This is a genomic window from Streptomyces sp. NPDC058257 (assembly GCF_042881845.1).
In the GTDB taxonomy this organism is placed as follows: Bacteria; Actinomycetota; Actinomycetes; order Streptomycetales; family Streptomycetaceae; genus Streptomyces.
The window spans coordinates 1-10,431 of sequence record NZ_JBHVXJ010000045.1; the positions used below are offsets into that span (position 1 = coordinate 1).

A 10,431-nucleotide genomic window follows, 5' to 3' on the forward strand; every position below is an offset into this window, starting at 1 on the left:
CCCACCGAACTCGACCTCCAGACCTTCAACGGCCGCCACCCGGTCGAACTGATCGGCGGAGTACGGTTCCCGGCCATCGGCGAACTGCCCTACCTGCTGACCCTGGCCGGACATGGCTTCTACTGGTTCCGGCTGCGCAAGGATCCGGCGTAGGCTCCACCCCTGCTACTCCTGAGCGGGGCGGTTTCCACCGCCCCGCCCTGGGAACTCTCCCGCACGACCGGCACTCCCGCACTCACCCCTGTCCGCACCGCGGAAAGGACGCGACGCCATGTCGGAAGCCGTCACCCGCCCGGGCATCACCGCGGACGCGCTGCTCGCCTCGCTCGATCCGCTGCTGCGCGCGTGGCTGCCACGACAGCGATGGTTCGCGGGCAAAGGCCGCCCCATCACCGACTTCACGCTGATCACAGCGACCGAACTCCTGCCGCCCACCTCCGAGTTGGGCCTTCTGCACCTGCTCATACAGGTCCGGCAGCCACAGGTACCGGAGCAGCTCGGCGGCGAGCCCCCGCTGCTCGCCGACTGCTACCAACTCCTCCTCGGCGTACGGCGCGAACTGCCGCCACGGCTCGCTCCCGCGCTCATCGGGCATGTGACGCAGGGGCCGCTCGCCGGATTCACGGTCTACGAAGCGCTGCACGACGCACGCATGTCCGGGTTCCTGTTGGAGGCGCTGCGGACGCAGGCCCGCGTCGGCAAGCTGCGCTTCGAGCGCGACCCGCGCAAGAACATAGGCGAAGACCTCGCACCGAGGGTTCTGGCCACCGAACAGTCCAACTCCTCGCTCGTGTACGGGGACACGTTCATCCTGAAGCTGTTCCGCCGCGTCGTGCCCGGAGTCAATCCCGACCTTGAACTGCCCCTGATGCTGGCCCGCGAGCGGTGTACGCAGGTACCGGCCCCCGCCGCCTGGTTCCTGGCGGACGTCGGGGACGAGGTGAACGTCCTCGGTGTGCTCCAGCCCTACTTGAAGGGCACGGCCGACGGCTGGGAGCTCGCCCTGCGGGAGCTCGCGGCCGACCGGGACTTCAGCGGGGAGGCGAGAGCGCTCGGCCGCGCGACCGCCGAGGTGCATCTGGCGCTTGCCCGCGCGCTGCCCACCGTCACCCTTGGCCGCGCCCAGGTGGAGCTGATCGCCGAGGGCATGGCCGGCCGTCTCGACGCGGCGGCCAGGGCGGTGCCCGCCCTCCTCCGGTACGCCCCCGCCCTGCACACGACGTTCGAGGCGCTCGCCGACCTGGGACGGGGACAGGCGACCTGGACAGCCCAGCGCATCCACGGGGATCTGCACCTGGGGCAGTGCCTTCGCTCACCCGCCGGGGAGTGGTCGCTCATCGACTTCGAGGGTGAGCCCTCACGCCCGCTGTCCGAGCGCAGGATGCCGCAGCCGCCGGTGCGGGACGTGGCGGGCATGCTCCGTTCCTTCGACTACGCGGCTCGCTCGCACGAACCCTGGGCGCCCGACTGGGCGGGTGACTGCCGGGCGGCGTACTGCACGGGGTACGCGGAGGTATCCGGCCGTGATCCGCGTACCGACCCGGTCCTGCTGCGTGCCTACGAGACGGACAAGGCGGTCTACGAAGTCCTCTACGAGGCCCGCCACCGCCCCGACTGGCTCCCCGTACCCCTCTCCGCGATCAAGCGGCTCGCCGCGAACGGCCCCGCCACCAGCGGCCCAGCGTCCGACACCCACTGACCCACCATCGCCGAGGAGACGCCTCCTGTGACCCCCCGCCCGCAGCCGCGCAAACCGTCCGACGAGGCCAGCAAGAAGGGCAGGCGAAAGCCGGAGCCCGCCGGACGGACGCCGGAGGCGCCCCGCCAGGCCCGGCCGAAGCAGGGGAAGACCGGCAGCCCCGCGTCTCCCGTCCCGCGGGCCGACCGCGCCCGTCTCCTCGCGGGCACGCACCACGACCCGCACGGGGTGCTCGGCGCCCACGCCGTCCGCGACGGCGTCGCCTTCCGCGCCCTGCGGCCGTACGCGCGCTCCGTCACCGTCGTCGCCAAGGATCTGCGGGCCGAGCTGAAGCACGACGGGGACGGGTTCTTCTCCGGGGTGATTCCGCTGCGGGAGATCCCCGACGACTACCGGCTGCGTGTCGCGTACGAGGAGACCGAGCTGGAGATCCACGACGCGTACCGGTTCCTGCCCTCCCTCGGTGAGTTCGACCTGCATCTGATCGGCGAGGGACGGCACGAACAGCTGTGGAAGGCGCTCGGTTCGCGCCCGATGGTGCACGAGGGTGCGACGGGGACGCGCTTCACGGTGTGGGCACCCAACGCCCAAGGTGTGCGCGTGGTGGGGAACTTCAACTTCTGGGACGGCACCGGATTCCCGATGCGCTCGCTCGGCGGCACCGGCGTATGGGAGCTGTTCGTGCCGTCCGTCGGCGAGGGCGAGCTCTACAAATACGAGATCACCCGGCCCGACGGTTCGAAGACACTGCGCGCGGACCCACTGGCCCGCCGCACCGAGACACCGCCCGCGAACTCCTCGATCGTGCACGAGTCGCACCACGACTGGCATGACGCGGACTGGCTGGAGCGCAGAGCGGAGGTGCCCGTCCACCAGGCGCCGCTCTCCGTGTACGAGGTGCATCTGGCCTCCTGGCGACCGGGCCTGACGTACCGCCAGCTGGCCGAGCAGCTGCCCGCCTACGTCGCCGACCTGGGGTTCACGCACGTCGAGCTGATGCCCGTCGCCGAGCACCCCTTCGGCGGCTCCTGGGGCTATCAGGTCACCGGCTTCTACGCGCCGACCGCCCGCATGGGTACGCCCGACGACTTCAAGTACCTCGTCGACGCGCTGCACAGAGCGGGCATCGGCGTCCTGATGGACTGGGTGCCCGCGCACTTCCCGCGCGACGACTGGGCGCTCGCGGAGTTCGACGGACGCACGCTGTACGAGCACGAGGATCCGGCCCGTGCCGCGCACCCCGACTGGGGCACCCTGGAGTTCGACTACGGCCGCAAGGAGGTGCGCAACTTCCTTGTCGCGAACGCCACTTACTGGTGCGAGGAGTTCCACATCGACGGCCTGCGCGTCGATGCCGTCGCCTCGATGCTCTACCTCGACTACTCGCGCGAGCACGGCGAATGGTCCCCGAACGCGCACGGTGGCCGCGAGAACCTCGACGCCGTCGCCTTTCTCCAGGAGATGAACGCCACCGTCTACCGCCGCGCCCCCGGCGTCGTCACGATCGCCGAGGAGTCCACGGCCTGGGACGGCGTGACCCGTGCGACGCACCTGGAGGGCCCGGGCGGCTTCGGAGGGCTCGGTTTCGGCCTGAAGTGGAACATGGGGTGGATGCACGACTCGCTCGACTACATGTCGAAGGAGCCCGTGCACCGCAAGTTCCACCACAACGAGATGACGTTCTCGATGGTGTACGCGTACAGCGAGAACTACGTCCTGCCGATCTCGCACGACGAGGTCGTGCACGGCAAGCGGTCCCTGGTGTCGAAGATGCCCGGCGACTGGTGGCAGCAGCGCGCCAACCACCGCGCCTACCTGGGCTTCATGTGGGCCCACCCCGGCAAACAGCTCGTCTTCATGGGCCAGGAGTTCGCCCAGGGCGCCGAGTGGGCGGAGGGACACGGCCCGGACTGGTGGCTGCTCGACCCCGCGTACGGGGCCGAGGCCGACCACAGAGGCGTACGCGATCTCGTGCGCGACCTCAACACCGTCTACCGCCGCGAGCCGTCGCTGTGGCAGCGCGACACGGACCCCGGCGGCTTCGCCTGGGTCGACGGCGACGCGGCGGAGGACAACGTCTTCGCGTTTCTGCGCTACGCCGACGAGGACACTGATGGCGCACCGCTCCTTGCCATCTCGCACTTCTCACCGGTGGTGCGGCACGAGTACCGCCTGGGCGTCCCCGGTGAGTTCGCCGCATGGCGCGAGGTCCTGAACACGGACGCGGCCCGCTACGGCGGCGGCGACGTCACCAACCCGGACCCGGTCAAGGCCGAACCGGTGGCGTCGCACGGCCGCCCCGCGTCCCTGCGTCTCACCCTGCCGCCGCTGGCCACGGTGTGGCTTCGACCTGCTTGAGCGCCACCGGAAGCTCCTGCGAGTGCAGGATGCCGAGCCGCTGCGTGGCCCGGGTCAGGGCCACGTAGAGGTCGCTCGTGCCGTAGCGGCCCGGCTCCACGACCAGGACCGTGTCGAACTCCAGGCCCTTCGCCTGACGCGGGTCGATCAGAACGACCGGCCGCGTCAGGTCCGGGGCCTCCCCGGCCGTCACACCGGGGAGCTTGGGGGCGAGCTCCTCATGCAGCTCGCGAGGGGCGATCACCGCGAGGCGGCCCTCGTCCCGTGTCTCGGCGGCCACCGTGTCGGCCACGGCCGCGGCGAGGTCGTCGGTGCGGTGCGCCCAGGGGAGCACGCCCGTGGACCGCACCGAGCTCGGCGGCCGGAAGCCGGGATGCTCGACGCGGGGCACCTCGGCGGCGACGTCCATGATCTCCACCGGCGTGCGGTAGTTGACGCCGAGCCTTGTGTACTCCCAGCGGTCCTCGACGTACGGGGAGAGGATCGTCTCCCAGGTGCCGCAGCCGCCCGCCTCCGCCGTCTGCGCGGGGTCACCGACCAGCGTCATCGACCGGGTCGGACAGCGCCGCATGAGCAGCCGCCAGGCCATGGCGGAGAGTTCCTGCGCCTCGTCCACGATGATGTGCCCGAACGCCCAGGTCCGGTCCGCCGCCGCGCGCTCGGCGGCACTGCGGTGGTCTGCCTCCTCCTGGCGCTCGGCCATGCGCTCGGCGTCGATGATGTCGTGCGCGAGCAGGACCTCTGAGTCCTCGTCGTCCTTGTCCTCGAACTCGTACGTGCGCGATGCGTACGAGACGTCGAGGACGCCCTGCGCGTAGGCGATCTGCTTGGCCCGCTCGGCCTCCGCCATCGCCTTCGCCGCGCTGTCGTCGCTGCCGAGCAGCTCGGCGGCCTCGTCGAGCAGCGGAACGTCGGAGGCCGTCCAGTCGCCCCCGCGCGGGCGCCGGATGAGCTCCGCGTCCTGGTCCGACAGGGGTGGCGTCGGCTCTTCCAGGAAGTCCGCGAGGAAGCCCTCCGGGGAGAGCTGCGGCCACAACTCCTCGATGGCCGCGTGTACTTCGGGGCTCGCGGCGATCGCCTTGCCGAGCTGGGCGATGTCGTCGGGGCCGAGGAAGTTGGGGCCGCCGTACGGGTCGGCGCCGAGCCGCTCGGCCAGTTGCCCGGTGAGCATGTCGATGACGCGGAAGGCGAAGTGCGGTCGGCCGAGGTTGTGCGGGACGTCCGCCTCACGGGCGGCCTCGCGCGCTTCGTGGGCGATCGTCCAGTCCAGGACGAGGTCGCCGTCGTCGTGCTCGATGATCAGCGGGGCGCCGGGCTCGGGGGTCTGCTGCCGGTCGCGCAGGGCGGCGGCGAGCACATCCGCCATCTCGGCGCGCCCCTTCACCTCGGCGGCCTCGGGGGTGTCGGTGCCGGTGGCGCTCACGCCGGGGAACAGCTCGCCGACGGTCGAGAGGAGGACACCCGTCTCGCCGAGCGCGGGCAGGACCTCGCTGATGTAGCCGAGGAAGGCGGGGTTCGGGCCGACGATCAGGACCGCGCGCTTGGCGAGCAGCTGGCGGTGGGCGTAGAGGAGGAACGCGGCGCGGTGCAGCGCCACGACGGTCTTGCCGGTGCCGGGGCCGCCCTCGACGACGAGGACGCCCTGGTGCGGGGCGCGGATGATGCGGTCCTGCTCGGCCTGGATGGTCTGCACGATGTCGTGCATGCGCCCGGTGCGGGCCGAGTCGAGCGCGGCGAGGAGCACCTCGTCGGCGTCCGCGCCCTCGTACCCGGTGCGGGTGGTGTCGCCGAGGTCGAGGATCTCGTCGTGCAGGGCCGTGACGTCGCGGCCCTCCGTGGTGATGTGCCTGCGCCTGCGGAGCCCCATCGGGGTATGGCCGGTCGCGAGGTAGAAGGGGCGTGCGACATCGGCACGCCAATCGATCACGAGTGGGGTGCGTTCGATGTCGGACGCGCGGATTCCGATGCGGCCGATGTGGTGATCACGGCCGTCACGGAATTCGAGCCTGCCGAAGCAGAGCCCGTTCTCGCCCGCGTCGAAGGCCGCCAGCAGTCCGGACCGCTCCGCGACCAGGACGTCACGCTCAAGCCTGGCCTGCAGACCGTTGCCGACCTGCGACAACGATGCCTGCACGGCGACCTGCGCCTCCTCGCGCAGCGCGTCGAGGCGCGCGTACAGCCCGGAGACGAATTGCTGCTCTTCCCGCAATTCCTCGGTTGACAATTCAGCCCCTCGCCAGTTACAGTGCTCGTATACAGATTCTCGCGATTCCGTCCTGCCCTAATGGGTTGGGAGTCGCGAAAGGATCTAATATACGCGAAGAAATGCCCCGGACGTCAATTCGTCCGGGGCATTTCTCTTTCTGACCACATGTGACTGACGACGTGTGACTGCGTATGTCTACGTCAGAGCGCCTCTGTCAGAGCACACCGGCCTCGGCTAGCTCGGCCAGCAGCTTGCGCTTGGGCCGCGCGCCGACCATGGACTTCACCGGCTCACCGCCCCGGAACACCAGCAGGGACGGCACGGAGAGGATGTTGTACGCGATCGCGGTCTGCGGACTGTGGTCCACGTCCACCTGCACGATCTTCAGCCGGTCCGCCTCCTCGCGCGAGATCTCGCCGAGCACCGGCGCGAGCTGCCGGCACGGGCCGCACCACTCCGCTCCGAACTCCACGAGCACCGGCCGTTCCGCCTTGAGCACCTCCCCCTCGAAGTCCGCGTCCGTCACCTCGGCCACACCGTCCGCCTTGACCATCGACACGCTTACGCTCCCTCTCCCTGAACCCGTCGGCCCGTCATCCCGCACTGCGGGTCCGGACCTCCCGAAACCGCCGCCTCGGCGCGCACGAGCTGCGCACCCACCTGTTCGCGCACCGCGCTCAACTCGCTTATCAGCGAGTCGAGTTCACTGAGCTTGCGGCGGTAGACGTCGAGTGACGCGGGGCAGGAGTCGCCCGCCGGATGCCCCGACCGCAGGCACTCCACGAACGGCCGCGTCTCCTCCAGATCGAACCCGAAGTCCTGCAAGGTCCTGATCTGCTCCAGGAGGCGTATGTCGTCCTCGTCGTAGGTGCGGTAGCCGTTGCCACTGCGACGGGCGGGCAGCAGCCCCCGTGACTCGTAGTACCGAAGGGTCCGCGTGGTGGTGCCGGCCCGCTCCGCAAGTTCGCCGATGCGCATGCGTACGACGGTAATCCTTGACGCGGGCGTCAAGGCCAGCGTGACGGGCGCCCTCTTTTGACGGGCGCTCTTTTCAGGAAACCGTCGGTTCAGGCGTGCGGACGGCCTCGATGATGGCCGTCCAGCCGTCCGCTCCGTGCCCCTTGGCGATGGCCCGGTCCAGGACGGCCTTGACGCCGTTCAAGGACTCCACGTCCAGGCCCCGGTGCGCGGAGGCGTGGATGATGTGATCGACGTTGGCGGCCTCCGTGACGAGCGGGGCCTGGTCACCCGGATACTCGCCGGAGTCGACCTCGACCGCCGTCGACCCGATGGCCGACGGGAAGATGGAGAGCAGGGCGCTCAGGTACGGGGCGAGGTCCGCGCCCTTCACGCCGTCCGCCCCGGCCAGCGCGAACGCGTGCACGAGACCGGACATGCTGGTCCAGAAGAAGTCGAGCAGGGCGTTGTCGTAGACGGCTGCCAGTCCGTGATCCTCACCGAGGTACACGGTATTGCCGCCGAGCACCTTGAGCGTGCTCGCGTGCCGGTCGTACACGGACTTCGGACCGCTGTGGAAGAGCAGCGCGTCGGCGGTGCCGATCACCGTCACCGGCACCAGGATGGCGCCGTCCAGGTAGGCGATCCCGTGTTCGGCGGCCCAGGCGGCGGCCTCGCGCGAGCGCTCCGGGGTGTCCGACGTGAGGTTGACCAGGACGCGCCCCGCCAGTTCCTGGGCGATCGGGCCGAGCACGGCCCGCGAGACGTCGTAGTCGTAGAGACAGACGATCACCACCTCCGAGGCGCGGACCGCCTCGGCTGCGGTGGCGGTGCGGGTCGCTCCGGCGGCCAGCAGGTCGTCGCCCTTGCCGGGCGTGCGGTTCCAGACGGTGGTGGGGTGACCGGCCTTGAGGAAGGCACCGGCGAGGGCCCGCCCCATGGCGCCGAGGCCCAGGACGGTGACTGGAGAGGGGGAGGCGGCAGGAGAAGGGGAGGTGACAGGGGGAGTGGACGGGTCATGGCTCTGGTTCGTCATGACGACCATGCTTGGCGAGCGCCCAACTCCCCACAAGTACCGACTAATTAGTCAGCTACTTACGAAAAGGTAAGCATGCGTGGGGTGTTGGGCGCTGCCTGGCGGTCCCTGTCAGCCCAGCTTCAGCACGCCGATGGCCGCCTCGGCCATCCCGGACTCGCCGAGGGCGTTCGGGTGGACCGGGACGAAGTTCGTGCCGAACAGCACGGGTTCGATCCAGCGGGTGCCCAGCGGCTTGCAGGCGTCGTGGCCCTCCGACGCGGCGGACAGGTCGACGAACGTCGCGCCCGTCTCGGACGCGGCACGCTGCACGGCCTTGTTCAAGTGCGTCTGGAGGTCCCGCAGATAGGGGACGTCCCCCGTGGCGATCGGCATCTTGGCGAAGCACGCGGGGTCGGCCTCGGCCGGGACGATCCACGGGTAGCCGAGCACGCCGACGCGCGCGCGGGGGGCCTTGGCCTTGACGGCTCGCAGGGCGGTCTTCAGCGCCGGGTACGTACTTGCGTCGATCTCCTTGGTGAACTTGTCCCCGTTGGCGTCCTTGCAGGGGCTGCCCTTGCCGCCGGAGAGCACGCCGGCGCTGCCGCAGGCGAGGATCGCGCTGATGAAGGTGCTGTTGTCGTTGCCACCGATGGTCAGCGTCACGAGATCGGTGTCGGCGGTGACGGCGTCGAGCTGCGGGGCGACACCGGGGTACTGCGACCCCGCGAAGTCCTTGGTCTGGGCCCCGCCGCAGGTCACGTCCTTGAGCTTGGCGCCGGTGCGCTTGGCCACGACGTGCGGGTAGTTGGCCGTCGAGCGCGCGCAGAGGAGCGGCGCGGTCAGGTCGAGGGGCAGGACGCCGGATCCGGCGCTGTAGCTGTCGCCGAGGGCTACGTAGTCGAGCGGGTCACCGCCGGTCGCCTGGGCGGGCGCGGCGGCCAGGCCGAGGGTGGCGGTCGCGACGGCGGCGAGGGCTGCCGCCAGACGCAGGGCACGGGTGCGGATCGCCATCTGGAGTCTCCTTTGAATCCGATGAATCCGTGAAATCCGGTGTAACCGGTAAATCCGGTGGGCGGTCAGTCCCGGAGAGGAGCTAGCAGGCCACGAGCACCAACGGCCGTACTGTGAGGGTGTTTTGGGCAGGCTTCAGCGGCTTTCGGCGGTTCTCAGTGGTGCAACGCTGAAGTTACTGGCAGGTTTGAATAACAGTCAACAGTTTGCGCACGGGCCCACCTGGATGGCGGAATCCTCATCCAACGCACCCTCATCCAGCGCACGACGCACCCGCCCGCAGAATTCCTCCACCACACGCGGCTCCGCCGACGCGCCCTCGGCGAACATCGCCATCTGGAGTGCGGGCCCGTACGCACCGCCGTGACGGTCGATGTCGGGTGTACGGGCGGGCTGCACCACGAGGGTGCCGACGCCGAGCGCCCCGACGCAGTGTTCGACGGTCCAGCGCGATGTACGCAGGATGGTGCCGCCGGGCAGGGGGACGGTGCCGTCGGCCAGCCCACAGGCGAGACAGTCCCGGCCGCCGTCCGACGTCACCTGTCCGTGCCGGTGACCCGGCGCGCGTGACGGATCTTCAGCTTCCCGTACCCCATGGCCCCGGAGATCCGGATCGTCGGTCCGCCGCGCCGGGAGTGCCGTCCGGGCTTGTAGTCGAGATCCTTCCACCCGGTGTTCAGACCCTCCACGTCGACACTCGCGTCGCGAGGCACCGTGATCCTGGCCCTGCCGGTGCCGAGCTGCAACTCGATGTCGATCACCGGGTGTTCGAGGACCGCCCGGGACAGATCCAGGTTCACCCTTCCGAACGCGGACTCGACCTTGAGGTGCCGGGACACCCGCCAGGCGCCGTGCCGGCGAATCCGTCCGGCGCCCACGGAGATCGTGGACGTGGTGCCCATGTCCTGGGCGGGGAGCGAGGCCAGAGCCGACTCCAACTCGCTGTGCGCCTCGGCGGTCAGCGCCCGGTGGAGGCGTTCGTCCATCTCCTCGTCCGCGATGTGCCCTTCGGCGTACGCCTCCTGCAGGCGCCGCACCGCTGCGTCGCGGACGCCCTCGCTGATCCGTGGCGACGGTTCTTCCGGCATGGAGGTCACCGTTTCACTCTAGTGCGAAGCGGTGTCGTACAGACCGAAAAGGCGGGCAGGTCCGCCGCGATCACGTTGCTGATCGCGGCGGACC

At 70.1% G+C, this 10,431-nt stretch carries 10 protein-coding genes; 3 read left to right on the forward strand and 7 right to left on the reverse strand.

Annotated elements, in window-relative coordinates; translation table 11 throughout:
• From ACFVXC_RS42310 to glgB, 3 genes are all read left to right on the forward strand, one after another.
• A partial coding sequence (locus ACFVXC_RS42310; RefSeq protein ID WP_389917166.1) for an alpha-glucosidase C-terminal domain-containing protein occupies positions 1-153 on the forward strand: 153 nt, incomplete at its 5' end.
• A gap of 118 nt (positions 154-271) precedes the next feature.
• Positions 272-1,699 carry a phosphotransferase gene (locus tag ACFVXC_RS42315; RefSeq protein WP_389917153.1) on the forward strand — a complete coding sequence of 476 codons (1,428 nt, stop codon included), beginning with the start codon at positions 272-274 and terminating at the stop codon, positions 1,697-1,699.
• Positions 1,700-1,927: 228 nt separating this feature from the next.
• Positions 1,928-4,057 (forward strand): 1,4-alpha-glucan branching enzyme, encoded by a 2,130-nt coding sequence (gene glgB / locus ACFVXC_RS42320; protein WP_389917168.1) that lies wholly within the window; start codon positions 1,928-1,930, stop codon positions 4,055-4,057.
• Here the strand turns inward: glgB and ACFVXC_RS42325 are convergent.
• The 7 genes from ACFVXC_RS42325 to ACFVXC_RS42355 form a co-directional block, all read right to left on the reverse strand.
• Entirely contained in the window at positions 4,014-6,281 is a 2,268-nt protein-coding gene (locus ACFVXC_RS42325) for a HelD family protein (RefSeq protein WP_389917155.1), read from the reverse strand. The two genes, glgB and ACFVXC_RS42325, sit on opposite strands and share 44 nt — an antisense overlap.
• A gap of 196 nt (positions 6,282-6,477) precedes the next feature.
• Positions 6,478-6,816, reverse strand: a complete 339-nt coding sequence (trxA, locus tag ACFVXC_RS42330; RefSeq protein WP_389917170.1) for a thioredoxin — start codon at positions 6,814-6,816, stop codon at positions 6,478-6,480.
• A gap of 8 nt (positions 6,817-6,824) precedes the next feature.
• Positions 6,825-7,241, reverse strand: coding sequence for a MerR family transcriptional regulator (locus ACFVXC_RS42335; protein WP_389917157.1), 417 nt, complete (start codon positions 7,239-7,241; stop codon positions 6,825-6,827).
• Positions 7,242-7,314: 73 nt separating this feature from the next.
• On the reverse strand, positions 7,315-8,256 hold the full coding sequence (locus ACFVXC_RS42340) for an NAD(P)-dependent oxidoreductase (protein ID WP_389917158.1): 942 nt from the start codon (positions 8,254-8,256) through the stop codon (positions 7,315-7,317).
• 111 nt (positions 8,257-8,367) lie between these two features.
• Positions 8,368-9,249: an SGNH/GDSL hydrolase family protein gene (locus ACFVXC_RS42345; protein ID WP_389917160.1), complete on the reverse strand. Its 882-nt coding sequence runs from the start codon at positions 9,247-9,249 to the stop codon at positions 8,368-8,370.
• A gap of 198 nt (positions 9,250-9,447) precedes the next feature.
• Positions 9,448-9,789 (reverse strand): hypothetical protein, encoded by a 342-nt coding sequence (locus tag ACFVXC_RS42350; RefSeq protein ID WP_389917162.1) that lies wholly within the window; start codon positions 9,787-9,789, stop codon positions 9,448-9,450.
• Complete coding sequence (locus ACFVXC_RS42355) at positions 9,786-10,337, reverse strand: DUF1707 domain-containing protein (protein WP_389917164.1); 552 nt, start codon at positions 10,335-10,337, stop codon at positions 9,786-9,788. Before ACFVXC_RS42355 ends, ACFVXC_RS42350 begins: the two co-directional genes overlap by 4 nt.
• Positions 10,338-10,431: the final 94 nt, after the last annotated feature.

Excerpts from the sequence above, each read along its gene's own strand:
- ACFVXC_RS42315 (WP_389917153.1), top strand. The coding sequence starts at position 272 with ATGTCGGAAGCCGTCACCCGCCCGGGCATCACCGCGGACGCGCTGCTC.
- trxA (WP_389917170.1), bottom strand. The coding sequence starts at position 6,816 with ATGGTCAAGGCGGACGGTGTGGCCGAGGTGACGGACGCGGACTTCGAG.
- ACFVXC_RS42335 (WP_389917157.1), bottom strand. The coding sequence starts at position 7,241 with ATGCGCATCGGCGAACTTGCGGAGCGGGCCGGCACCACCACGCGGACC.
- ACFVXC_RS42340 (WP_389917158.1), bottom strand. The coding sequence starts at position 8,256 with ATGACGAACCAGAGCCATGACCCGTCCACTCCCCCTGTCACCTCCCCT.
- ACFVXC_RS42345 (WP_389917160.1), bottom strand. The coding sequence starts at position 9,249 with ATGGCGATCCGCACCCGTGCCCTGCGTCTGGCGGCAGCCCTCGCCGCC.
- ACFVXC_RS42355 (WP_389917164.1), bottom strand. The coding sequence starts at position 10,337 with ATGCCGGAAGAACCGTCGCCACGGATCAGCGAGGGCGTCCGCGACGCA.